At 63.4% G+C, this 24,285-nt stretch carries 24 protein-coding genes; 18 read left to right on the forward strand and 6 right to left on the reverse strand.

The genetic code is table 11. The features are described from left to right. Positions 1 to 1,140, forward strand: a complete 1,140-nt coding sequence (ccsB, locus tag AC1PPK_RS23295; protein ID WP_481115365.1) for a c-type cytochrome biogenesis protein CcsB — start codon at positions 1 to 3, stop codon at positions 1,138 to 1,140. Between the two features lie 7 nt (positions 1,141 to 1,147). Here the strand turns inward: ccsB and AC1PPK_RS23300 are convergent, their stop codons facing one another. The 5 genes from AC1PPK_RS23300 to ffh all read right to left on the reverse strand — a co-directional run bounded on the left by AC1PPK_RS23300 (position 1,148) and on the right by ffh (position 6,570). Beyond that, complete coding sequence (locus tag AC1PPK_RS23300) at positions 1,148 to 1,984, reverse strand: ferritin-like domain-containing protein (RefSeq protein ID WP_481115366.1); 837 nt, start codon at positions 1,982 to 1,984, stop codon at positions 1,148 to 1,150. 90 nt (positions 1,985 to 2,074) lie between these two features. Continuing rightward, complete coding sequence (locus tag AC1PPK_RS23305) at positions 2,075 to 2,620, reverse strand: phasin family protein (RefSeq protein WP_481115367.1); 546 nt, start codon at positions 2,618 to 2,620, stop codon at positions 2,075 to 2,077. A 205-nt stretch (positions 2,621 to 2,825) separates the two neighbouring features. Next, positions 2,826 to 3,443: a response regulator transcription factor gene (locus tag AC1PPK_RS23310; RefSeq protein ID WP_481115368.1), complete on the reverse strand. Its 618-nt coding sequence runs from the start codon at positions 3,441 to 3,443 to the stop codon at positions 2,826 to 2,828. A 79-nt stretch (positions 3,444 to 3,522) separates the two neighbouring features. Continuing rightward, complete coding sequence (locus tag AC1PPK_RS23315; protein ID WP_481115369.1) at positions 3,523 to 5,055, reverse strand: PAS domain-containing sensor histidine kinase; 1,533 nt, start codon at positions 5,053 to 5,055, stop codon at positions 3,523 to 3,525. Positions 5,056 to 5,208: 153 nt separating this feature from the next. Beyond that, the gene (gene ffh, locus AC1PPK_RS23320; RefSeq protein WP_481115370.1) at positions 5,209 to 6,570 is read right to left on the reverse strand and encodes a signal recognition particle protein; all 1,362 of its coding nucleotides are present in this window, start codon (positions 6,568 to 6,570) and stop codon (positions 5,209 to 5,211) included. 38 nt (positions 6,571 to 6,608) lie between these two features. Between ffh and AC1PPK_RS23325 the strand changes: the two genes are divergently transcribed. The 12 genes from AC1PPK_RS23325 to nudB all read left to right on the forward strand — a co-directional run bounded on the left by AC1PPK_RS23325 (position 6,609) and on the right by nudB (position 18,724). After that, a complete protein-coding gene (locus AC1PPK_RS23325) occupies positions 6,609 to 7,436 on the forward strand; it encodes a cytochrome C assembly family protein (RefSeq protein ID WP_481115371.1) in 828 nt (275 codons plus the stop codon). A 53-nt stretch (positions 7,437 to 7,489) separates the two neighbouring features. After that, positions 7,490 to 8,761 (forward strand): HlyC/CorC family transporter, encoded by a 1,272-nt coding sequence (locus AC1PPK_RS23330; protein ID WP_481115372.1) that lies wholly within the window; start codon positions 7,490 to 7,492, stop codon positions 8,759 to 8,761. 93 nt (positions 8,762 to 8,854) lie between these two features. Beyond that, on the forward strand, positions 8,855 to 10,579 hold the full coding sequence (gene pilB, locus AC1PPK_RS23335) for a type IV-A pilus assembly ATPase PilB (protein WP_481115373.1): 1,725 nt from the start codon (positions 8,855 to 8,857) through the stop codon (positions 10,577 to 10,579). Between the two features lie 20 nt (positions 10,580 to 10,599). Next, positions 10,600 to 11,838 (forward strand): type II secretion system F family protein, encoded by a 1,239-nt coding sequence (locus AC1PPK_RS23340; protein ID WP_481115374.1) that lies wholly within the window; start codon positions 10,600 to 10,602, stop codon positions 11,836 to 11,838. 19 nt (positions 11,839 to 11,857) lie between these two features. Continuing rightward, a complete protein-coding gene (locus AC1PPK_RS23345) occupies positions 11,858 to 12,709 on the forward strand; it encodes a prepilin peptidase (RefSeq protein ID WP_481115375.1) in 852 nt (283 codons plus the stop codon). Positions 12,710 to 12,820: 111 nt separating this feature from the next. Next, on the forward strand, positions 12,821 to 13,087 hold the full coding sequence (locus tag AC1PPK_RS23350; protein ID WP_481115376.1) for an FmdB family zinc ribbon protein: 267 nt from the start codon (positions 12,821 to 12,823) through the stop codon (positions 13,085 to 13,087). Between the two features lie 25 nt (positions 13,088 to 13,112). Further along, on the forward strand, positions 13,113 to 13,748 hold the full coding sequence (locus AC1PPK_RS23355) for a DUF502 domain-containing protein (RefSeq protein WP_481115377.1): 636 nt from the start codon (positions 13,113 to 13,115) through the stop codon (positions 13,746 to 13,748). Between the two features lie 53 nt (positions 13,749 to 13,801). Then, positions 13,802 to 15,592 carry an aspartate--tRNA ligase gene (gene aspS / locus AC1PPK_RS23360; protein ID WP_481115378.1) on the forward strand — a complete coding sequence of 597 codons (1,791 nt, stop codon included), beginning with the start codon at positions 13,802 to 13,804 and terminating at the stop codon, positions 15,590 to 15,592. Positions 15,593 to 15,761: 169 nt separating this feature from the next. Further along, on the forward strand, positions 15,762 to 17,387 hold the full coding sequence (locus AC1PPK_RS23365) for a response regulator (RefSeq protein ID WP_481115379.1): 1,626 nt from the start codon (positions 15,762 to 15,764) through the stop codon (positions 17,385 to 17,387). A gap of 46 nt (positions 17,388 to 17,433) precedes the next feature. Continuing rightward, positions 17,434 to 17,808, forward strand: a complete 375-nt coding sequence (locus AC1PPK_RS23370) for a guanyl-specific ribonuclease (protein ID WP_481115380.1) — start codon at positions 17,434 to 17,436, stop codon at positions 17,806 to 17,808. Between the two features lie 2 nt (positions 17,809 to 17,810). Continuing rightward, positions 17,811 to 18,254, forward strand: a complete 444-nt coding sequence (locus AC1PPK_RS23375; RefSeq protein WP_481115381.1) for a barstar family protein — start codon at positions 17,811 to 17,813, stop codon at positions 18,252 to 18,254. Next, on the forward strand, positions 18,251 to 18,724 hold the full coding sequence (gene nudB / locus AC1PPK_RS23380; protein ID WP_481115382.1) for a dihydroneopterin triphosphate diphosphatase: 474 nt from the start codon (positions 18,251 to 18,253) through the stop codon (positions 18,722 to 18,724). The genes AC1PPK_RS23375 and nudB overlap by 4 nt, the downstream gene beginning before the upstream one ends. Here the strand turns inward: nudB and AC1PPK_RS23385 are convergent. Then, complete coding sequence (locus tag AC1PPK_RS23385) at positions 18,687 to 18,899, reverse strand: cysteine-rich CWC family protein (RefSeq protein ID WP_481115383.1); 213 nt, start codon at positions 18,897 to 18,899, stop codon at positions 18,687 to 18,689. The genes nudB and AC1PPK_RS23385 overlap by 38 nt on opposite strands. 141 nt (positions 18,900 to 19,040) lie before the next feature. Between AC1PPK_RS23385 and AC1PPK_RS23390 the strand changes: the two genes are divergently transcribed. The 5 genes from AC1PPK_RS23390 to nirD all read left to right on the forward strand — a co-directional run bounded on the left by AC1PPK_RS23390 (position 19,041) and on the right by nirD (position 24,210). After that, positions 19,041 to 19,457: an Hsp20/alpha crystallin family protein gene (locus tag AC1PPK_RS23390; protein WP_481115384.1), complete on the forward strand. Its 417-nt coding sequence runs from the start codon at positions 19,041 to 19,043 to the stop codon at positions 19,455 to 19,457. Between the two features lie 144 nt (positions 19,458 to 19,601). Further along, the gene (gene argB, locus AC1PPK_RS23395) at positions 19,602 to 20,501 is read left to right on the forward strand and encodes an acetylglutamate kinase (protein WP_481115385.1); all 900 of its coding nucleotides are present in this window, start codon (positions 19,602 to 19,604) and stop codon (positions 20,499 to 20,501) included. An 80-nt stretch (positions 20,502 to 20,581) separates the two neighbouring features. Beyond that, the gene (locus AC1PPK_RS23400) at positions 20,582 to 21,082 is read left to right on the forward strand and encodes a disulfide bond formation protein B (protein ID WP_481115386.1); all 501 of its coding nucleotides are present in this window, start codon (positions 20,582 to 20,584) and stop codon (positions 21,080 to 21,082) included. Between the two features lie 342 nt (positions 21,083 to 21,424). Continuing rightward, entirely contained in the window at positions 21,425 to 23,887 is a 2,463-nt protein-coding gene (gene nirB / locus AC1PPK_RS23405) for a nitrite reductase large subunit NirB (RefSeq protein WP_481115387.1), read from the forward strand. A gap of 11 nt (positions 23,888 to 23,898) precedes the next feature. After that, positions 23,899 to 24,210: a nitrite reductase small subunit NirD gene (nirD, locus tag AC1PPK_RS23410; RefSeq protein ID WP_481115388.1), complete on the forward strand. Its 312-nt coding sequence runs from the start codon at positions 23,899 to 23,901 to the stop codon at positions 24,208 to 24,210. Positions 24,211 to 24,285: the final 75 nt, after the last annotated feature.

A 24,285-nucleotide genomic window follows, 5' to 3' on the forward strand; every position in this document is an offset into this window, starting at 1 on the left:
ATGGACATCGCCCACTCCGGAACCCCGTCCCCGCTACGCCGCATCGGCCTTGGTGATGGCCTGTTTGCACTGGCTCTGGTCTGCGCAGCCGGCTTCGCCTTGAGCCAGTACGGCGCCTTCATGGATATCTACGACAAGGCAATCCTCGCCGCCGTCGTTCCGTCCCTGGCCGCCATCGGCTGGGCCTGGAAGCCCTTCCGGGGTTTTCTCGTCGCAGCCGCAGCGCTGGCCCTGCTGAGCATCAACCTGTACGGTGGAGATCTGGCCCGTGCCGAACAGGCCTTCTTCCTGAAGTACCTGATCTCCAGCCAGACGGCGATCATGTGGATGAGCGCGCTGTTCTTCATCGCCACCGGCGCCTACTGGATCGGCCTCATCGCCCGTTCGGACTTCGCCGAGAAGACCGGCTCCGCGCTGACCTGGAGCGCCGTGACGATGGGCACCACCGGCCTGCTGGTGCGCTGGTACGAGAGCTACCTGATCGGTACCGACGTGGGCCACATCCCCATCAGCAATCTGTACGAGGTCTTCGTACTGTTCTCGCTGATCACCGGTCTGCTCTATCTGTACTACGAAGGCCATTACGCAACGCGCCGGATGGGCGCCTTCGTGCTGCTGGTGATCTCGGCGGCAGTGGCCTTCCTGCTGTGGTACACCTTCTCCCGCGAAGCCCAGGAGATCCAGCCACTGATCCCGGCGCTGCAGAGCTACTGGATGAAGGTGCACGTGCCCGCCAACTTCATCGGCTACGGCGCCTTCGCGCTGGCGGCGATGATCGGCGTGGCCGACCTGCTGGTACGCAAGGGCATCCTGGCCAGCCGCCTGCCGCCCGCGGAAGTGCTGGACGATGTGATGTACAAGGCCATCGCGATCGGCTTCGCGTTCTTCACCATCGCCACCATCCTCGGCGCCCTGTGGGCCGCCGAAGCCTGGGGCACCTACTGGCAGTGGGATCCGAAGGAGACCTGGGCCTTCATCGTGTGGCTGAACTACGCGGCCTGGCTGCACATCCGCCTGACCAAGGGCCTGCGCGGGCCGATGCTGGCCTGGTGGGCGGTGATCGGCCTGGTGGTGACGGCCTTCGCCTTCGTCGGCGTCAATATGTTCCTGTCAGGCCTGCATTCCTACGGCTCGCTGTGAGCGCTGCCTAGGCCTCGCTCTTGCGGGGCCGCCCGCCCTCCAGCCGCGCGATCTCGCCGGCACTGAAGCCCGCCCTCCGGCGGGCTTCTACATTCAGCGGCTTGGGTGGCCAGGGGGCGTCGAACTCGGTCATCAGGGCGAGATAGGTCGCCTCCGGCTCCAGCCCACGCTCGGCACAGAAATGGCGGAACCAGCGGTCGCCCAAGGCCACATGGCCGATCTCGTCGCGCAGGATGATGTCGAGCACCGCGATCGTCGCCTCATCGCCGACCTTGCGCAGTTTGGCGATGATCGGCGGCGTGGCGTCCAGCCCCCGCGCTTCGAGCACCCGCGGCACCAGAGCCATGCGCACCAGCGGATCGTCGGCGGTCTTGACGGCCATGTCCCACAAACCACGATGGGCTGGAAAGTCGCCATAGGCAAAGCCCGCCGCCGCGAGCCGCTCCGTCACCAGGCCGAAGTGGTAGGCCTCCTCCTCCGCCACCTGCAACCAGCCGGCGTAGAAGTCCGCCGGCAAGCCACGAAAACGATAGACGCAATCCAGTGCCAGATTGATGGCGTTGAATTCGATATGGGCAATCGCGTGCAGCAGCGCGGCCAGCCCCTCGGCGGAAGAGGGTTTGCGCTGCGGCACGGAAGTATGGGTGATCAGCTCGGGCCGATCCGGACGACCGGCATCGATCACAGGCAGCACCGGGCAGGCACCACAATCGGCGGGGATCGGCAGCAAGCCCTGTTCCCAGTCCCGGCACAGCTGCGCCACCAGTCTGGACTTTTCGGCGGGATCGGGACACATCAGGGCCGCGTAGGCCTGGGCATACATATCTTCAGGGGTTTCCGGCATGGCACGATGGTACACCACCAAAAAACGAAAGGCCGCCTACATGGACGGCCTTCCGCGGGCGCGATGACGCGCCTCTTTCTCCCCCCTCAATCACGCAGTCTTGCGGGCAGCCTCCCGGCGAGAGCTGGGCGCCGGCTTGGCGACCTGTGCGGCAAGGGCCACATCCTTGATCTGCTCACCAATCTTGCCGAAGTTCTCGAAGGCCGCCATCTGGGCCTCGAAGCCGCCACGCAGGACATCAAACCATGTATCGAAACCGGTCGGCGCCCCTTCCGCCAGACGATCAATGTTGTGCCGGACCTGACCGGAGGCCGTCGCAGCGGTATTCCGGAAAGCCTCGGCGAAAAGCTGGCCAACCTCAAGCATCACTTCGTACTGCTGACGGGCCGTTTCGGAGGAACGCTGCAGTTGCGGCTGGAAGAAACGGGCCTGCCAGTCGGCCAGACTGGCTACGTCACGGACCTCAAGGAAGCCGGCGGAACCAGCCAAGGCGTCGCGGGCAAACTCGAGGTTACTTTCGAGTTGCAGGCGAAGGAGTTTCTCGGCCTGGTCCGCCAGCCCCTGGGCCAGTTCGATGAACTTGTCGAGCTCGGCGCCCTGCAGCGGCGCGAAACGTGTAATGCTGACCACGCTCATTCCAATCTCCTATCGAGTTGACTGCTTTCCATGGGTCTCTCCCCCACCCTTCTAGATCCTACCCTGGACGGCACGCAATCTTTTGCCGGCGCTGCCCATCGAGGTGCAGCGGAGAAGTTGGGCGGAGTATGTCATCGTCGGCAGCAGTCATGAAGACGGCATTTTCCCCGCGTCAATACAGGGAAAACCCTGATCACATCGAAGCTCAATCCGTGTGATAGCGGACTTCGATCACCAACCTGACCAGTTCGGCCAGGGATTCGACCTGCAGCTTTTCCATGACCCGCGCCCGGTGCTGTTCGACGGTCTTGATACTGATGCCCAGATCTTCGGCGATCTGCTTGTTGAGGCGCCCCGCCACCATTCCGTCCATGACATCCCGCTCGCGAGTCGTCAGGCCGTCCAGACGCCCCTGAACCGCATTCCACCGGGCTCCCTCCCGCCGGCGCTGGGTAAACACCTGCACGGCTTCATTGACGCGGTCGAGTAGCACCTGTTCGTTGAAGGGTTTTTGCAGGAAATCAAAGGCACCCGCGCGCATGACCCGCGCCACCATCGGTACGTCGCCATAGGCGGACACGAAGATGATCGGCACGCGCTGACCGATTCGTCCGAGGCGGCCCTGCAAGCCGACGCCGCTCAGGCCCGGCATGCGCACGTCGAGCACCAGGCAATGGGCACGCTCCAGCGCGTCATCGTCGTCCAGAAGCTCCATCGCACCAGCGTAACAGCGCACCGGAAAACCAAGGGTTTCGATCAGCAAACCGATCGACAGACGAACAGCATCGTCGTCATCGACCACGCAGACAAGTGGTCTGTCCATATTCTTCTCCCGGTCGGCAGTGACTACTTGTTATCGTTATCCCAACAGGGTAATACTCTCATCCTTGTACATACGCCCGCTACCCGGCGGGCGGCGGCAGGGACAGGCAGAACATGGTGCCCAGCCGCGTACTTTTTTCGACCCACATGCGACCGCCATGGTTCTCGATGATGGTGCGGCAAATGGCCAGGCCGAGCCCGACCCCATCGGGCTTGGTGGTGACGAAGGGTGCGAAAGGATCCTCCCGCACTGTCTCGGCCAGACCGCCGCCGCTGTCGCTGACCACCACTTCCACCATCCCGTCGGCGCCGTCGCGGGTTTCGATGCGCAGCAGTCGCTCCCCCTCGACCTCGCTCATCGCATCGATGGCGTTCTTGGCCAGGTTGCTGAGCACCTGTTCCAACTGTACCTGATCCCCCTGCACCCATAGGGACGGTTCGGCCAGCGCCAGTTGCCACTGCACAGCATGGGCGCGCGCCTCGAATTCCATGAACCGGACGATGTCAGTCACGACACCATTAATGGCGATCGGCGCGGTCAACAAGCTATCCCTACGGACGAAGCCGCGAACCCGATGCACGATCTCTCCCGCCCGCAGCGCCTGCTCGGCAATCAGCTGCAGCGGCCCCCGGATGCACTCACCCACCGCCCCCAGTTCGTCCAGGCGCCGCAGTGCCACGGCGCTGAAATTGCGCAGGGCGGTGAGAGGTTGATTGAGCTCGTGGGCCAGCGCCGAGGCCATTTCACCCACATGGATCAGACGGGCGGCCCGGGCCAGTTCCTGCTGCTGGCGCATCTCCCGTTCGGCGCTGAGGTAATGGTCGTGTACGTCGCGGACGGTGCCGATCATGCGCAAGGGCTTACCGTTGCGGTCCCTCTCCATGATCTTGCCGCGCAGGGCGACCCAGCGATATGCCCCGTCCTCGGTACGCAGCCGGAACTCGACCTCGGTGATCGGCCGCACGCCCGCCAGATGCGCCGAGAAGGCCGCCATCGCCGTACGCACGTCGTCCGGATGCAGGCGCGACGGCCAGATGTCGTTGCCGCGCAGCGGCCGATCTGCCGGCAAGCCGATGATTGCCCGGAAGGTCCGGCTGACATTGATCTCGCCACTTTCCAGCGCCCAGTCCCACAGGGCGTCGCCGTGCCCCTCGAGGGCAAACTGCCACAGGCGTTCGGATGCCTGTAATGCATCCGACAAGCTGCGCGCCTCATGGATGTCCCGGTATACGCCGATCATGCGGCCCGGCCGTCCCGACTCATCGCGAGCGACCACCCGTGCATGGGATGCCATCCAGCGATACTCACCGCTCTTGCAGCACAGCCGGAACTCGGCGACAAAATCCGACGACTCGCCTGACAGGCACGCAGAGAGCTTGCGCTGGGCCTCATCCCGGTCGTCCGGGTGCAGCAAAGCCCCCCACTGGAGACTGGCGGTCTCCTCGGGCGCATATCCAAGCATCTCGCTCCACTGCGGGCTCCGATACATCAGTCCGCTGTGAAGATCCCAGTCCCAGACGCCCTCGCCGGCCACCTCTAGGGCCAGACGCCAGCGCTCCTCATCCTCACTCAGGTTCGCCGAAACGGTGCTCCATCCGTCTTCGCGTTCCACCCGCAGCCCCCTGCCGGCATCACGCCCCCGACGGGGCGCCCTCGGTTCGAATAAAGACGGGCATGCACAGGAATGCAAGCCCGTCAGGCCCCTTCAGTTCGAGATCGGCATATCCCCCGGCGAATGCATTCGCCCCTGCAAGTTGCGTCACCTTCAGCGCAGGCCACCGCCGGGTATCATCCCCTTCATGGCGCGCATCATCTTCTGCATGCCGCCCTTGGAGAACTGCTTCATCATCTTCTGGGTCTGCTCGAACTGGCTCAGCAGGCGATTCACCTCCTGCACCGTGACACCGGCGCCGGCCGCGATGCGGCGCTTGCGCGAGGCCTTGAGGAGTTCCGGCTTGGCGCGCTCGATCGGCGTCATCGAATTGATGATCCCTTCGATACGCTTGACGGCCTTTTCCTCGACGCCGCCCTGTAGCTGGCCGGCCGCCTGGGAGAACTGGGCCGGCAGCTTGTCCATCAGGCTCGCCAGACCACCCATCTTCTTCATCTGGCCGAGCTGCTCCTTGAAGTCGTTGAGGTCGAAACCCTTGCCGCTCTTCAGCTTCTGCGCAAAAGCCTTGGCCTTTTCCTCGTCGACGCCACGCCGGGCATCCTCGACCAAGGACAGGATGTCGCCCATGCCGAGGATCCGGCTGGCCATCCGCTCCGGGTGGAACTCCTCGAGGCCGGCCAGCTTCTCGCCGACACCGGCGAACTTGAGGGGCTTGCCGGTGACATGGCGCACCGACAGCGCCGCACCGCCGCGGGCGTCACCGTCGAGCTTGGTGAGCACGACGCCGGTCAGCGGGAGTGCGTCGTTGAAGGCACGGGCGGTGTTGACCGCATCCTGGCCGAGCATCGCATCGACGACGAACAGGGTTTCGATCGGCTTGACCGCTGCGTGCAGGGCCTGGATCTCCTCCATCATCGCCTGATCGATGGCGAGCCGACCGGCAGTATCCACCAGCAGCACGTCCATGTAGTGCCGGCGTGCGTAATCCACCGCTGCCAGCGCGATGTCCACCGGCTTCTGGTCCGGCGTGGACGGGAAGAACTCGATCCCGGCCTGCTGGGATACGGTTTCCAGCTGGGCGATGGCGGCCGGACGATAGACGTCGGTGGATACCGCCAGCACTTTCTTCTTCATCCGCTCGGTCAGCATCTTGCCGAGCTTGCCGGTGGTGGTGGTCTTGCCGGCGCCCTGCAGGCCAGCCATCAGAATGATTGCCGGCGGCTGGGTAGCCAGGTTGAGCCCAGTATGAGCGCCGCCCATCAGCTCGGTGAGCTCGCGGTGGACCACGCCCACGAGGGCCTGGCCCGGCGTCAGGGAGCTGAGCACTTCGGTGCCGACGGCCTTTTCCTTGACCCGGGCAATGAAGTCCTTGACCACCGGCAGCGCCACGTCGGCTTCGAGCAGCGCCATGCGCACTTCGCGCAGCGCGTCCTGGATGTTTTCTTCGGTGAGGCGAGCCTGGCCGCGCAGGGTCTTGACGACTTTGGCCAGTCGCGTTGTGAGGTTGTCCAGCATGATGGTTTGGAACCGAGGCCTTGGAGTAAACTTGAACAATGCCCGCGATTCTACTTCATCTGCTCCCCGCCTCCCTGTATGCGCTGCTCGGCCTGCACTTCTGGCATAGCCGTTGGCATGCCCCTACTCAGCCTCCCCGCCACGGACTGAGCTTGCGGGAGCGGATCGCAATGCTGGTGGCGCTGGCCGCCCACGGCGTCTCCCTGCATGGCGCCTTCTTCTCGCCGGAGGGCCTGCATTTCGGCTTCAGCCTCGCGCTGTCCCTGATGTTATGGCTGGCCATGCTGTTCTACTGGATCGAAAGCCTCTACGCCCGCCTTGAAGGCCTGCAGACCCTAGGCATGCCGGTTGCCGCAATATGCGCGGCGTTGCCGGCCATCCTGCCGGCTCCGCACCTGCTGGAGAACACCGCGTCACCTCTGTTTCGCGCCCACTTCGTGGTAGCCATGCTGGCCTACAGTCTGTTCACACTCGCGGCGCTGCACGCCATGCTGATGGCCATCGCCGAACGCCGCCTGCACGGCGCCCGCCTGACCCGCGCCTTTGCATCCCTACCACCGCTACTGACGATGGAAACCCTGCTGTTCCGTCTGATCAGCATCGCCTTCGTACTGCTGACCCTTACGTTGGGCTCCGGCATCCTGTTCTCCGAAGCCCTGTTCGGCAAGGCCTTCCGCTTCGATCACAAAACCGTCTTCGCGATCATTTCATGGGGAATCTTCGGCAGCCTGCTGGTCGGCCGACAGGCCTGGGGCTGGCGTGGCAGAAAGGCCCTGCACTGGACCCTGGCTGGCTTCGTGGCACTGATGCTGGCCTATGTGGGCAGCCGCTTTGTCGCCGACGTGCTGATCGGCCGGCCGGCTTGACAAGCCCTCACCCGGACTGAATACTCGCCCGGACGTCATTTTTCCCACAGCTCGTGGATAGCATCCCCCTTTCCGCCCAGTCCGCCATCCTGGCCACACTACTGGCCCTGTCCGGCTTCTTCTCGATGGCAGAGACGGCCATGATGGCTGCCAACCGCTATCGCCTGCGCTCGGCAGCCCAGCTTGGTTCCCATGGGGCCCGGTTGGCTCTCGAACTGCTCGACCAGACAGACAAGCTGCTCGGCATCATCCTGCTCTTCAACAGCCTGGTTAATGCCGCCGCCGCCACACTGGTCAGCGTCATCACTGTGCAGCTTTTCGGCACCGAGGAGTGGGTGCTGGGCATCAGCACGCTGCTGGTGACCTTCCTGATCCTCGTCTTCTCCGAAATCACCCCCAAGGTCGTCGGCGCCAATCATGCCAACCGCCTGGCCTGCTTCGTCAGCTACCCACTGGCTGCGCTCCTCAAGGGCCTGTATTTCGTCATCTGGTTCATCAACCTGTTCGTGACCGGACTGCTCAAACTGTTACGCCTCGACGGCGGTAGCGCCCACGATGTCCACTCCCTGTCCACCGAGGAGTTACGCACCTTGGTGCTGGAGTCTGGAGCCTTCATCCCGCCCAAACACCGCAGCATCCTCCTCAACCTGTTCGAGCTGGAAGACATCACCGTCGAAGACGTGATGACCCCGCGCAACCAGATCGAGGCGGTCAACATCGCCGAACCACTCGACGTCATCCAACGCCACCTGGCGACCTGCTACCACACCCGCCTGCCCGTGTTCGACGGCGAGATGAATGCCGTCATCGGCGTACTACACGTGCGCCGCGTGCTGGGACAGACGCTGGACCACACTCTGGAAGTCGCAGACCTCCGCACCATGCTGTCCAAGCCCTACTTCATCCCGGCCAGTACGGCGATCTACTCGCAGCTCCAGTTCTTCCAGGAAAACCGCGAGCGCCTCGGCCTCGTCGTGGACGAATACGGCGAACTGCTGGGCCTCGTGACCCTCGAGGACATCATCGAGGAACTGATCGGCAAGTTCACCACGACAACCCCGGATGCTGCGGAAAAGCTGAGCTGGGGCGCGGACGGCAGCGTGCTGACCGACGGTAGCCAACACCTGCGGGACCTGAACCGCAAGCTTGGCCTGTCGCTCCCCCTGGATGGCCCGAAAACCCTCAACGGACTGATCCTCGAATGTCTCCAGGACATTCCCGAATCCGGAGTTTCCGTGAAGATCGCAAACGTTCCGATCGAAGTGGTTCAGGCAGAAGACCGCCGGATCAAGACCGCACGCATCTTTCGCCCCCATAAACGCTGATGACCGCACCGGGCACGCGAGCTTTACAAGCGTTGTCCACAGCGGCATGATCGCCGCACACTTCAGGCGGCTTAACCTTCTCGACGCTTCGGCATGTCTGCTAACCCCCAGGTCGCGCTGAGCGGCCTCGCCCGCGCCCTCATCCAGCATGGTCGCCTGCTCGAAGCAGAAGCGGTCGCCTGTTCCTCCCCATCCGGCAACCCCAATGACTTCATCATCGAGGTTATCCGCCGCGGGCTGATGAGTGCGATAGATATCGCCCGCTTCGCAGCAGAGACCTTCGGTTCGCCGCTCCTTGATCTCTCCGCGTTCGACGAATCCTTCGTCGCCGCCGAGGCCATCGACCGCAAGCTGATGAACAAGCATCAGGTGGTTGCCCTCGGGCGGCGCGGCAATCGGCTTGCCCTCGCACTGTCCGATCCGTCCAACCTGCGCGTTCTGGACGAAATCCGCTTCCAGAGCGGATTGGCTGTGGACCCTGTGGTGGTCGAAGCGCCCAAGCTCATCGCGCTGGTGGAAAGACTGTCGGAATCGGCATCCGACGCCATCAAGGATCTCACCGGCGAAGAGTTCGACATGGACCTCCTCGGCCAGGAGGGCGCCGCCGAGACCCAGCAGCAACAGCAGCAGGACGAAGCCCAATCCGAAGTGGACGATGCTCCGGTCGTGCGCTTCATCCAGAAGCTGCTGATCGACGCCATCAACGAAGGCGCGTCGGACATTCACTTCGAACCTTACGAAAAGTACTACCGGATCCGTTTCCGCACCGACGGCATCCTCCGCGAGATCGCCCAGCCACCGCTGGTTCTCAAGGAAAAGATCGCCGCCCGCATCAAGGTCATTTCCCGTCTCGATATTTCGGAAAAACGCATCCCCCAGGATGGCCGGATGAAGCTCGTGCTGTCCAAGAACAAGGCCATCGACTTCCGGGTTTCCACGCTTCCGACGCTGTACGGCGAGAAGATCGTGATGCGGATCCTCGATCCAACCTCCGCGATGCTGGGCATCGAGGCGCTCGGTTACGAACCCGACCAGCGGGATGCCCTGATGGCGGCGATCGAGCGCCCTTACGGAATGATCCTGGTCACCGGCCCGACCGGCAGCGGCAAGACGGTCTCGCTATACACCTGCCTGAACATCCTCAACAAACCCGGCGTGAACATCAGCACCGCCGAGGATCCGGCGGAAATCAACCTGCCAGGGGTCAACCAGGTCAACGTCAACGAAAAGGCCGGCCTCACTTTCGCGTCAGCCCTGCGCGCCTTCCTGCGCCAGGATCCGGACGTGATCATGGTGGGTGAAATCCGTGACCTGGAAACCGCCGAAATCTCCGTAAAGGCTGCCCAAACCGGCCACTTGGTGCTGTCCACACTGCACACCAACGACGCGCCATCCACCCTGGAGCGCCTGAAGAACATGGGTGTCGCGCCGTTCAACATTGCCTCGTCGGTAATCATGATCACCGCCCAGCGCCTGGCTCGGCGCTTGTGCAGCTGCAAGCAACCGGTGGACATACCGATCGAGGCGCTCATCTCGGCCGGTTTTTCCGAAACCGATCTGGACGGCAGCTGGCACCCCTATGGCCCCAAGGGCTGTGAGCGTTGCAAGGGCAGCGGCTACAAGGGGCGTCTGGGTATTTACCAGGTGATGCCGATTTCCGAAGAGATCGCACGTATAATAATGACAAACGGCAACTCGATGGATATCGCCGCCCAGGCCCAGATCGAGGGTGTCCGGGATCTGCGTCAATCCGGCCTGCTGAAGGTCAAGCAGGGCGTCACATCCCTGTCCGAAGTTCTTGCCTGCACGAACGAGTGACCGCCTAGCGGAAAGTACCGATGGCCACGACAACGACCAAGAAACCCGCCCCTCGAGGCGCAGCCCGCGAACACCTTTTCATCTGGGAAGGCAAGGACAAGAACGGCAAGATCATCCGTGGCGAGATGCGTGCAGCCACGGAAACGGTGGTCCAGACCATCCTGCGCCGCCAGGGCGTACTGGCCCACAAAGTTCGCAAGCAATCCTTTGCCCGCGGCCGCAAGATCACCGACAAGGACATCGCGCTGTTCACCCGCCAGTTGTCCACGATGATGCGTTCGGGCGTACCGCTGCTCCAGTCCTTCGACATCGCCATCAAGGGCTGCGGCAATCCCTCACTGAGCCGCCTGCTCAACGACGTGCGCGCCAACGTGGAAACCGGCAGCAACCTCTCCCAGGCCTTCCGGCGCCACCCCGAGCATTTTGACGCGCTGTTCTGCAACCTCGTAGAAGCCGGCGAACAGGCCGGTATCCTGGACTCCCTGCTGGATCGCCTGGCGACCTACAAGGAAAAGATTCTTGCGATCAAGAGCAAGATCAAGTCCGCGATGTTCTACCCGATTGCCGTGGTGGTGGTCGCCACTCTGGTCGTCGCGGTGATGATGTTGTTCGTGGTCCCGGAGTTCAAGAAGGTGTTCGCCAGCTTTGGTGCCGATCTTCCCGCCCCCACCATGTTGGTCATCGCGATTTCCGACTTCTTCGTCCAATACTGGTATATCGGCTTCACGCTGATCATCGGAACAGTCGCAGGCATTGGATACACTTACAAGCGCTCGGTGCCTATGCAGGTTGCCGTGGACAAGGCCATGCTGCAGATCCCAGTGATCGGTGACGTGGTCCGCAAGGCTACCATCGCCCGCTGGACACGGACGCTGTCCACCATGTTTGCCGCCGGCGTGCCCCTCGTCGAAGCCCTCGACTCGGTCGGCGGCGCCTCCGGCAACGTGGTCTACAAGAATGCGACCAAGCAGATCCAGTCCGAGGTCAGTACCGGCACCAGCCTGACCGTCGCCATGCAGAACTCCCTCGTGTTTCCGACCATGGTGGTGCAGATGGTGTCCATCGGTGAAGAATCCGGCCAGCTCGACTCCATGCTCAGCAAGGTGGCGGACTTCTTCGAGCGGGAAGTGGACGATGCCGTTGCAGGCCTCAGTCAGCTGCTGGAACCCCTGATCATGGTTTTCCTCGGGGTGGTGATCGGCGGTCTCGTTGTGGCCATGTATCTCCCCATCTTCAAGCTCGGCGCCGTCGTCGGCTGAGCCGGTAACTTCTCGCAACATGGATATCCTGCAGGACAAGCTCGTCTTCACTGCGCTGTGCGCGCTGCTCGGCCTTTTCGTGGGCAGTTTTCTCAATGTGGTCATCCACCGCCTGCCCCTGATGATGGAGCGGGAATGGCAGGCCGAAGCAGCCGCGCTGCGCGGGGAAGAGCCCAATGCCCCCCAGCCGCGCTTCAACTTGGCGACACCACGCTCGCGCTGCCCCCACTGCGGCCACCTGATCGGGGCACTCGAAAATATCCCGGTCGTCAGCTACCTGCTGCTGCGCGGTCGCTGTCGTCATTGCGACGGCCCGATAAGCGTCCGCTACCCGCTCATCGAAGTGTTATGCGCAGCCCTGTCAGGCTTCACCGCCCACCACTTCGGACTCGGCATGGCGGGCTGGGGGGCACTGGTCTTCGTGTGGGCCCTGATCGCCCTTTGCTTCATCGATTTCGACACCCAGCTACTACCCGACAGCATCACGCTGCCACTGTTGTGGCTGGGCCTGCTACTGAACCTTTCTGGCACCTACACGGATATTTCCAGCGCGGTGGTCGGTGCCTCCGCCGGTTACCTCGCACTGTGGTCGGTGTACTGGCTATTCAAGCTTGCCACTGGCAAGGAAGGCATGGGCTACGGCGATTTCAAGCTGCTGGCGGCGCTCGGCGCCTGGATGGGCTGGCAGATCCTGCCGCTGACGATCCTGCTGTCGTCGCTAGTAGGCGCTATCGTCGGCGTGGCGTTGATCGTCCTGCGCCGCCACGGCCGGGAAATCCCGATTCCTTTCGGCCCCTATCTGGCAGCCGCCGGCCTGCTGGCCCTGTACTGGGGACGCCCGCTGACCCAGGCCTATCTGGACATGCTCTAGCCTCGGAACCTTGAAACCGGCTCCGCTGCCCCCACGTGGTGGACTGCGGGTCTGTTTCGCCCGATGTTGCGATGCGCTAAACTTCGCCCCATTGACTTTCCGGAGCTCGTCATGCCTATCTACGAGTACCGCTGCAGCAGCTGCGGCCACCAAAAAGACCATCTTCAAAAAATGAGCGATGCACCGCTCACCACCTGTCCGTCCTGTGGCGCGGAAACGTACGCCAAGCAATTGTCGGCGGCCGGCTTCCAGCTCAAGGGCAGCGGCTGGTATGCCACCGACTTCAAGGGCGGCAGCGGCTCCAGCCCGAAGACCGAAGCGGCCAAATCCGACAGCCCTGCGCCCACGCCCTGTGGCGGCAGTTGCGCGTGCCACTGATCTTGCTGCACGCGAACTGCGCTGAATGAAAAAATACTTCGTCACCGGCCTGCTGATCTGGATTCCGGTCGTCATCACCTTCGTGGTGCTGGCCTGGATCGTCAACACCCTCGACCAGATCCTGCTGCTGGTCCCCGAAGCGCTGCGCCCCGAGGCCTTCCTCGGTTTCCACCTGCCCGGCATCGGCGTCGTCGTATCGGTGCTGCTGATCCTCGTCACCGGCCTGGCTGCCGCCAATTTCGTCGGCCAGCGCCTGGTGCGCTTCTGGGAAAGCGCCCTGTCGCGCATCCCGGTCGTCAAGTCGATCTACTATAGCGTCAAGCAGGTTTCGGACACCCTGCTGTCCAGCAACGGCCAGGCCTTCCGCAAGGCGCTGCTGATCCAGTACCCGCGTGAAGGGATGTGGACCATCGGCTTCCAGACCGGCGCGCCGGGCGGCGATGCGGCCCATCACCTGGGGCCAGACTTCGTCAGCGTGTATGTGCCAACGACGCCGAACCCGACCTCCGGCTTCTTCCTGATGCTGCCCCGCAAGGACGCCATTGAGTTGGACATGAGCGTCGACGAGGCTCTCAAGTACATCATATCGATGGGGGTCGTGGCGCCACCCGCGCACCGCACACACGCTCCACGACCTGCGCCTGCCCTTCTGAATCAATAAACGCGGTTGCCGTCCAACCGCGTTCCGCTTTTTCCAGGAATACTGATCCCACCATGCGAACTCAATACTGCGGCCTCGTTTCCGCCGCCTACCTCGACCAAATCGTTACCCTCAGTGGCTGGGTCCATCGTCGCCGCGACCATGGTGGCGTGATCTTCATCGACCTGCGCGACCGCGAAGGTCTCGTGCAGGTCGTCTGCGATCCGGACCGTGCCGAGACGTTCAAGGTGGCCGAATCGGTCCGCAACGAGTTCGTCCTGCAGATCACTGGCAAGGTCCGCCGCCGTCCGGCTGGCACCGAAAATACCGGTCTTGTCTCGGGCGAGATCGAAGTGCTGTGCCATGAGATCGAGATCCTCAACGTCTCCGCCACGCCCCCGTTCCAACTCGATGAGGAAAACCTCTCCGAGACGACCCGCCTGACCCACCGAGTCATCGACCTGCGCCGTCCGCAGATGCAGAAGAACATGATGCTGCGCTACCGCACGGCCATGGCCTTCCGCCGCTTCCTCGACGCCAAGGGCTTCATCGACATCGAAACGCCGATGCTCACCAAGAGCACCCCGGAAGGTGCCCGCGACTATCTGGTGCCGTCCCGCGTGCACGATGGCCAGTTCTTCGCGCTGCCCCAGTCCCCGCAGCTCTTCAAGCAGATGCTGATGGTTGCCGGTTACGACCGTTACTACCAGATCGTGAAATGTTTCCGTGACGAAGACCTGCGTGCCGACCGCCAGCCTGAATTCACCCAGGTCGATATCGAGACCTCCTTCCTGACCGAAGCCGAGATCACGGCCATGATGGAAGAGATGATCCGCACGATCTTCAAGGAAGTGCTGTCCGTCGAGCTGCCCAACCCCTTCCCGCGTATGACCTACGCAGAAGCCATGGATCGCTTCGGTTCCGACAAACCCGACCTGCGCGTGACCCTCGAACTGACCGACGTCACCGACGCGGTGAAGGACGTGGCCTTCAAGGTCTTCTCCGGTCCGGCCAACTCCGGCGGCCGCGTCGCGGCGATCCGCGTACCGGGCGGCGCCAGCCTGTCCCGCGGCGAGATCGACGAATACACCAAGTTCGTCGGCATCTACGGCGCCAAGGGCCTGGCCTACATCAAGGTCAATGACGTCACCCAGCCGAACGAAGCCGGCCTGCAGTCTCCCATCGTCAAGAACCTCAACGAAACCGCGCTGCGCACCATCCTCGAGCGCACTGGCGCCCAGTCCGGCGACCTGATCTTCTTCGGTGCCGACAAGACCAAGGTCGTCAACGACGCCCTCGGCGCACTGCGCATCAAGCTCGGCCACGAGAAGGGCTACGTCAACGGCAAGGCCTGGGAACCCCTGTGGGTCGTGGACTTCCCGATGTTCGAGTACGACGACGAAGACAAGCGCTGGACCGCCTGCCACCACCCCTTCACCAGCCCGAAGGACGAGCACCTGGAGTTGCTCACCAGCGATCCCGGCAAGTGCCTGGCCAAGGCCTACGACCTAGCCCTCAACGGCTGGGAAATCGGCGGTGGCTCGGTGCGTATCCACCGTGCCGAGGTGCAGGAGCAGGTTTTCTCCGCCCTCAACATCGGGCCGGAAGAACAGCAGGCCAAGTTCGGCTTCCTGCTCGACGCCCTCAAGTACGGCGCGCCCCCGCACGGTGGTCTGGCCTTCGGCCTCGACCGCATCGTCACGATGATGACCGGTGCCGAGTCGATCCGTGACGTGATCGCCTTCCCGAAGACCCAGCGCGCCCAGTGCCTGCTCACCAACGCCCCGTCGCCGGTGGACGAGAAGCAACTGCGTGAGCTGCACATCCGTCTGCGCAACAAGGCTGCGGAAACCCCGGCGGCCTGAGCGGCGGGATAGTCCATGCAAAAGGGCGGGCGGCTTACGGCTGTTCGCCCTTTTTCTACATCGGCAGTCTCCCCCCGTTCCGTCCGACACCATTCGTCCCCACTCCGGGCTCAAGAATGGCGCAATGCGGCCGTTGCTTAATTTCATACCAGATATTCGCCGAGCCGCCGTGATCGACCTCAACAGCATTTCCGCCCTCGTCGTTGAAGCCAATCCGAGTATGCGGACCCAGCTCCGCAACATGCTCAACATGAGCGGCATCAACAAGGTTCAGTTCGCCGTCACGGCTGGCGTTGCCGTCCGCAAGCTGCGGGAATCGCGTTTCGACCTGATCCTTTGCGAATACCACCTCGGTGATGGCCAGGACGGGCAGCATCTGCTGGAAGACCTGCGTCATCACAATATCATCCCGCTGACCACCCTGTTCCTGATGGTCACCGGCGAACGTCAGTACGAGCGGGTCATCAGCGCAGCCGAACTGGCGCCCAACGACTACATCCTCAAGCCCTTCGCCGCCGATACCCTGCACGACCGCATCGAGCGCGCCCTGGAAAAGCGCTCGGCCTTCATGCCGGTCTACCGTCTGATCGAGCTGGGCAACGCACCCGATGCGATCGCCGCCTGCACCGCCGGGGAGGAGAGTCACCCCCAGTGGGCCATCGATTTCATGCGCCTGCGGGCGGAACTCCATATCGCCAGCGGCAACGGTGACGAGGCCTTCACGCTGTATGACAAAGTTCTATCCAATCGAAGCATCCCCTGGGCTAGACTGGGTCTTGCCAAAGCACTCTACCTACAGCACCACTACGGGGATGCGGAAGAGATCCTGCAAGGCCTGGTTACCGAGAACGACATGTTTCTCGATGCCTATGACTGGCTGGCGCGTACCCGTGAAGCCGCCGGGGAACTCCAGGGCGCCCGCAATGTACTGGTCACCGCGACCAGCCTGTCGCCCCACCGGGTCGGCCGCCTGCGTCGCTTGGGCGAACTGGCCATCGAGACGGGTGACCACGAAACCGCAGAGAAAGTCCTCACCGAAGTCGTGCGCAAAGGCAAGTACTCCGACTTTCGCGATCCGGAAGACCACGTCCGCTTGATCCAGGCGCAGCTCGGCAAGGGCGACACCAGCCAGGCGGAAGCCACCATCCGGGATCTGGAGCGCTCCATGCTGGGGCTCGACAAGACCCGCAGCTGCTCATCCCTATCGAGCGCCCTTGTGCACTTGAAGAAAGGTGACACCGCCAAAGCGGGGGAAGCGATCAAGGCTCTTGCCAGTGAAGGGGGCAATGCCGGAGCCGGCCTGTCGCTGGGTCTCAAGAAGGAGCTCGCCCGTGCGTGTTTTGCCTCCAACATGGAGGAGCATGGCACGGAAGTCGTCCTAGACTTGATGCGCAACGCCGCCGATGACCGGGCGCTGGAAAGCACCAAGCGTATCCTGCGCGAGGCAGGCAAGGGCGAACTGTGCGAACAGTTGCTGTCGCGCACGCAAGGCGAGGTCAAGGATCTGGTGGCCGAAGGTGCCCGCAAGGCCCAGAGCGGCGACTACGAAGGCGCAGTGCAGTTCATGCTCAGCGCCGTCCGCAAGATGCCGACCAACATCCATGTACTGTTCAATGCCACTCTGGCTCTGCTCAAGTACGTGGAGAACTGTGGCTGGAACGAACGCTTCGCAGAACAGGCCCGCGGACTGATGGAGCGCGCGCGCCAGCTCGACCCAGGCAACTCACGCCTGCCCGCACTCACCACCTACTATTACAACCTGCTGAAGAAGTACGGCATCCGCCCCTCGTCCTGAGGCGCCGCTGCTACACTGGCGGCGTCACCCGCGCTTCCGGCCCGTCATGTCCGTACTTTTCCGACTGCTCGTCGTCGTCCTTCTCTGCGTCGGCTTCACCGCCCAGGCCCGCGACCTGCCCGACTGGCTGCGCCGCGAGCCGGCCACCCTTTCGGCCGCTTCGCTGCCACCCGAAGCCCGCGACACCCTGGCCTTGATCCGCCAAGGCGGCCCCTACCCCTACCGGCGTGACGGCGTCACGTTCCAGAACCGCGAAGGCCGCTTGCCTGATGCCCCGAACGGCTTCTACCGGGAATACACCGTCACCACTCCGGGCTCCCGCGACCGCGGCACCCGGCGCATTATCAGCGGTGGCCGCCCCCCAGCAGTGTTCTACTACACCGACGATCACTACCGCAGCTTCCGGCGGATCCAGGATTGAACATGAACGCCCCTGCCTTTCACACCTTGCTCCCCCGGGCCGAACGTTCCGGCATCTATCACCTGCCCCACGCAACCGATCTGGCCCTTGAGGAAGCCGCCGAAAGCCTGGGCTATGCGCTGTTCCGGCTCGATCTCGCCCGTACCACCGACAAGAAAGGCTTCCTGACAGCCATCGGCGAGGCCCTGGACTTTCCCGACTGGTACGGACACAACTGGGACGCGCTCGCAGACTGCCTGAACGACATGTCCTGGATGGAGGCGGACGGCTACGTGCTGGTCCTCGACCATGCGGATGCCTTTGCCGCCGCCAACCCGGCCGATTTCGGCACAGCCCTGACGATCCTGCAGGAAGCCTCCGACGCCTGGCGGGAGGACGGCGTGCCCTTCTGGACCCTGGTCGGCATCACCGCCGACGGCATCGCTTGGTTGCGCAACCTGGAATGAGCGAATACAAGCAGCCTGTCTCGGTGCTGGTCGTGATCCACACGCCAGGTCTGGATGTTTTGCTGCTGGAACGGGCCGGCGGCAATGGCCTGTGGCAATCGGTAACCGGCAGCCGCGAAGACGACGAGAACCTGACCGTCACCGCGCTGCGGGAAGTCGCCGAGGAGACCGGCATCCAGGCATCGCCCGACGCGCTGGTGGACTGGCGTCTGTCCAACCACTTCGTGATCCTGCCGCGCTGGCGCGGCCGCTATGCGCCAGGCGTGACCCACAACACCGAACACGTCTTCAGCCTGTGCGTGCCAGAGCGCATTCCCGTACAACTGGCTGCCGACGAGCATACCTCAGCCGTGTGGCTCCCATGGCAACCCGCCGCAGACAAGGTCTTCTCCTGGACCAACCGGGACGCCATCCGCCTGTTGGAATGCCGTCTCAACGGCGCCCTGCAGCCTCCGCTATCCGGCGCTTGAGACAGTCCGGGCAATAGCAGGCGCCGACATCACCAGCCGGGATCGCTGGCACATCCAGCAGCGGCGGAAAATCCGCACACCAGCATTCCAGCAGGCCGGCATTCATCCCGCAGGTGAAGGCCGCCCCGCAGGCCGGGCACACATTGGTGGTCGGTACGTTCTTGTTCTGCTCCATCGTTTTGCTCCGTTTGATCCATCTCAAGTCTAGCGCGGATCACCATCGCCACGCCTTGAACCGGGCCAAGCCCCTCCCTATATAACAATCAGGGAGGGCCGTCAGCCCTCGGGTAAGCCAACCAGAGCAAGGAGACGACACATGAGCAACATCACTCGCCGTGACCCTCTTGACGATCTGTTCCGCGGCTTTTTCGTGCGCCCGGTCGAATATGCTGGAGCCCCCGTCGAGGCGCCGCAAATGCGCGTGGACGTGAAGGAGGCCAACGATGCCTACCAGGTGCATGCTGAACTGCCGGGCATCAAGAAAGAGGACATTCACGTACACATCGACGGTCCTGTCGTGTCGATCAGCGCCGAACGCAAGCAGGAGAAGGAAGTGAAGGAAGGCGAACGGGTACTGCGCACCGAGCGCTACTTCGGCGAGGTGTCGCGCAGCTTCCAACTCGGCGCCGATGTTGATGAGGCCAAAGCTTCGGCCAAGTTCAGCGATGGCGTCCTTGAGCTGACACTGCCGAAGAAGGCTCCGGCCCAAAGCAAACGCCTCGTCATTGAATAGCATGCATCGGCGGCGGCATCCAGCGAACACCAAGGCGGGAAGAGCGATCTTCCCGCTTTTTGTTTCAATCTTCGTGCTTTTTGTTTGAGTGCCGGCTCATTACAATCGCGAGCACACCAAAACAACCCTGCGCTGCAACACATCATGACCGCTCCCATCGACACCTCCGACCTGACCCCGGCCCAGAAAGCCGCCATCATCGCCGAAGCCCTGCCCTACATCCGCCGCTTCCAGGACAAGACGCTGGTCATCAAGTACGGCGGCAACGCGATGACCGACCCGCACCTGAAGGCCTGTTTCGCCCACGACGTGGTGCTCCTCAAGCTGGTCGGCTTCAACCCGGTGGTGGTGCACGGCGGCGGTCCGCAGATCGAGAACATGCTGTCCCGCGTCGGCAAGAAGGGCGAGTTCGTGCAGGGCATGCGCGTCACCGACGCCGAGACCATGGAAGTCGTGGAGATGGTGCTGGGCGGCCAGGTGAACAAGGAGATCGTCAATCTGATCAACCAGGCTGGCGGCAAGGCCGTGGGCGTGACCGGCAAGGACTCCAACTTCATCCGCGCCAAGAAGCTGATGATGGAAAACAAGGACGCGCCGGGCGATCTGATCGACATCGGCCAGGTCGGCGACATCACCCAGATCGATCCGAGCCTGATCTCCTTCCTCGACAAGGGCGACTTCATCCCTGTCATCGCGCCGATCGGTGTAGGCCCTGACGGCGAGAGCTACAACATCAACGCTGACGTGGTAGCCGGCAAGCTGTCCGAAGTGCTGAAGGCCGAGAAGCTGGTGCTGCTGACCAACACCCCGGGGGTACTTGACAAGGACGGCAAGCTGCTGACCGGCCTGACCCCGCGTCAGATCGACGAACTGGTGGCCGACGGCACCCTGTCCGGCGGCATGCTGCCGAAGATCGGCTCTGCCCTCGACGCCGCCCGCAACGGCGTGAAGAGTGTGCACATCATCGACGGCCGCGTCGAACACTGTCTGCTGCTGGAGATTCTCACCGACCATGGCGTCGGTACGATGATCAAGAGCAAGTAAAACACACCACCTTTGCGGAACTCCGGGGCACGGCGGGCACTCTTCATCTGCCCCTGGCCCCGGTTTTCCGTTTGCTATCCATGCCCACCCACCAAACCCGCCCCCTCGCCCTCGCCCTCTTTGTCGTCTGCAGCAGCCTGCTCGCCTTCGGCCTCTACCTCCAGCACGTGAAGGGCATCGAACCCTGCCCGATGTGCATCATGCAGCGTTACGCGCTGCTGGCCTGCGGCCTGATCGGCCTGGGTGCCGGTCTGCACAACCCGGCCACCAAAGGGCGCTACGTTTGGTCGGCCCTGCTCGCCGTGGCCGCCCTCGCCGGTGCCGGCGTAGCGGCGCGCCAATCGTGGATCCAGTGGTATCCGCCGACGGTCTCCGAATGCGGCCCCGGTCTGGAATACATGCTGGAGAGCTTCCCGCTGTCCTCCGCGCTGCCGATGATCTTCCGCGGCGCCGGCGACTGTTCGGTCGTGGACTGGACCTTCCTCGGCCTGTCCATCGCCAACTGGTCCTTCCTGGCCTTCACCACCATCCTGCTCAGCCTCGCCGTGCATCTGCTGCTGCACCGCAAGTCGATCGCCTGATCCTGCGCCCCAGCGCAGGGCGATGCGCACCAGCCAAGTGCGCATCGCGCCCCTCCCGCACACCCCGCCCCCGTTTCTCCCCAGTATTTACCTGATCTGGGCGCAGTGGCACGGCCATTGCTAATAGCCATCCGACAAATGTGCGCATGAGGCAATAAAGACGTTGCCGCACTGCGCACTACCTGAATCCAGGTGCTTGCGCGCCGCCCTCCGAGGCTGGCGACGCGGTCCGGCCAACGACGGCCCCGCCGCGATCAACGACGATCTCTCTCCTGCTCAAGGCTTACCCGCCCGCATCGGTCCTGTGCGTCCGGTCCGGGGAGAATCAATGTCGGAGGAATCATGCGCAAACAGAAACTGGTCATGGTCGGCAATGGGATGGCAGGCGTCCGCACGCTGGAAGAGCTGCGGAAGATCGCCCCGGACATGTACGACATTACGGTCTTCGGTGCCGAACCGCACCCCAACTACAACCGCATCCTGCTCTCCCCGGTGCTCGCCGGCGAGATGACCATCCAGGACATCATCCTCAACGACCTCCAGTGGTACGCGGATAACGACATCACGCTGCACCTCGGGGCTCGCGTCACCGAGATCGACCGCCGCAACCGCTCCATCGTCGCCACCGACAAGGACGGCCAGCCGATCACAGTCGATTACGACCGCCTGCTGCTCGCCACCGGCTCCACCCCCTTCATGCCGCCGATTCCGGGCAAGGAGCTGCCCGGCGTGATCTCCTACCGGGACATCAAGGACACCGACGAGATGATCGACGCGGCGGCCAAGTACCAGCACGCGGTGGTCGTCGGCGCCGGCCTGCTGGGCCTGGAGGCCGCCAACGGCCTGGCCCTGCGTGGCATGGACGTGACCGTGGTACATCTCTCAGACTGGATCATGGAGCGCCAGCTCGACCGCACCGCCGGCAAGATGCTGCAGGCCGCCCTCGAAGCCAAGGGCATGAAGTTCAAGCTCAACGCCCAGACCGCCGAGCTGGTACAGGGCGAATCCGGCCGCGTCTGCGCGATCAAGTTCAAGGACGGCGACAGCCTCCCCGCCGACCTCGTCTGCATTGCCGCCGGCATCCGCCCCAACGTCGAGCTCGCCGAGAAGGCCGGTATCCACTGCAACCGCGGCATTGTCGTCAACGACACGCTGCAGACCTACGACCCGCGCATCTACGCCGTCGGCGAATGCGCCAACCACCGGGGCACCGCCTACGGTCTGGTGGCACCGCTGTTCGAGCAGGCCAAGGTTGCCGCCAATCACCTCGCCATGTACGGCATCGGCCGCTACCAGGGCTCGGTGACCAGCACCAAGCTGAAGGTCACCGGCATCGACGTGTTCTCCGCCGGCGACTTCTCGGGCGCCGAAGGCACCGAGGACATCGTCCTCCACGACCCCGGCATGGGGGTCTACAAGCGCCTGGTGCTCAAGGACGACAAGCTGGTCGGAGCCGTGCTGTATGGCGACACCAAGGACGGCGCCTGGTACTTCCAGCTGCTGAAGGACGAGCAGGACATCCACGACATCCGCGACAACCTGGTGTTCGGCAATTCCCACCTGGGCGACGTCGGCCACAAAGGCAACAGCCTGGCCGCCAGCATGCCCGACAACGCCGAGGTGTGCGGCTGCAACGGCGTCTGCAAGGGCACCATCGTCAAGGCCATCAAGGAGCAAGGCCTCTTCACGCTGGAAGACGTACGCAAACACACCAAGGCCTCCAGCTCCTGCGGCTCCTGTACCGGCCTGGTCGAGCAGATCCTCGCCTCGACAATCGGCGGCGCCTACCAGCCGGCCGACTCCAACAACAAGGCGGTGTGCGGCTGTACCGACCATTCCCACGGCGAAGTTCGCAAGGCCATCCGGGACAACAAGCTGCTGTCGGTGGCCGACACGCAGAAGTTCCTGGCCTGGAAGACGCCCAACGGCTGCGCCACCTGCCGCCCGGCCCTCAACTACTACAGCCTGTCCACCTGGCCCCACGAGGCCATCGACGATCCGCAGAGCCGCTTCATCAACGAGCGGGCCCACGCCAACATCCAGAAGGACGGCACCTACTCGGTGGTGCCGCGCATGTGGGGCGGCCTGACCACCCCCGACGAGCTGCGCGCCATTGCCGACGCCGCCGAGAAGTACAAGGTGCCGACCGTCAAGGTGACCGGCGGCCAGCGCATCGACCTGCTCGGCGTGAAGAAGGAAGACCTGCCCGCCATGTGGGAGGACTTCGCCAAGGCCGGCATGTGTTCCGGCCACGCCTACGGCAAGAGTCTGCGCACAGTGAAGACCTGCGTCGGTGCCGAGCACTGCCGCTTCGGCACCCAGCGCTCGATGGACCTCGGGGTCAAGCTGGAGAAGATGCTATTCGGCATGTGGAGCCCCCACAAGGTCAAGCTGGCGGTGTCCGGTTGCCCGCGCAACTGCGCCGAGTCGGGCATCAAGGACGTGGGCGTGATCGGCGTCGATTCCGGCTACGAGCTATACATCGGCGGCAACGGCGGCATCAAGACCGAAGTGGCGCAGTTCTTCTGCAAGGTGAAGGACGACGCCGAGGTCATGGAATACGGCGGCGCCTTCATCCAGCTCTACCGGGAAGAAGGCTTCTACCTGGAACGCACCTGCCATTACCTGGAGCGGGTCGGCATGGAGCACATCAAGAAACGGGTCCTCGAGGACGAGGCCAACCGCAAGGCGCTCTACGAAAAGCTCCTCTTCGCACTGCAGAACTACAAAGACCCGTGGGCCGAGATCTTCGAAGACAAGAGCGGCGGCATCCACCGACGTCAATTCGAGATCATCAAGGTTTGAGGAGCCCGCAAATGAGCGAATGGAAACGAATCTGCGCCGTCAGCGACGTGCCGGCACTGGGCTCCCGCGTGGTGCATAGCGAGGACGAAGGCCGCATCGCGCTGTTCCGCAACTCGGCCGACCAGGTCTTTGCGGTACGCGACCGCTGCCCCCACAAGGGCGGCCCCTTGTCCCAGGGACTGGTGCATGGCGCTACGGTCACCTGCCCGCTGCACAGCTGGAAGATCCAGCTCGACGACGGCCAGGTCGTACCACCGGACGTGGGCTGCGTGAAGCCCTTCCCGGTCAAGGTCGAAAACGGAGAGGTCTTCCTCTCCTTGTAAAGGTTTCACGCGCGGGGGCGGTGTCCTGCGCAAGCAGTCTCCCCCACCGCCCCCGTCGCGTGAGCCCCTTTAACC

The sequence above is a fragment of the Zoogloea sp. JDB1 genome (genome assembly GCF_056724025.1).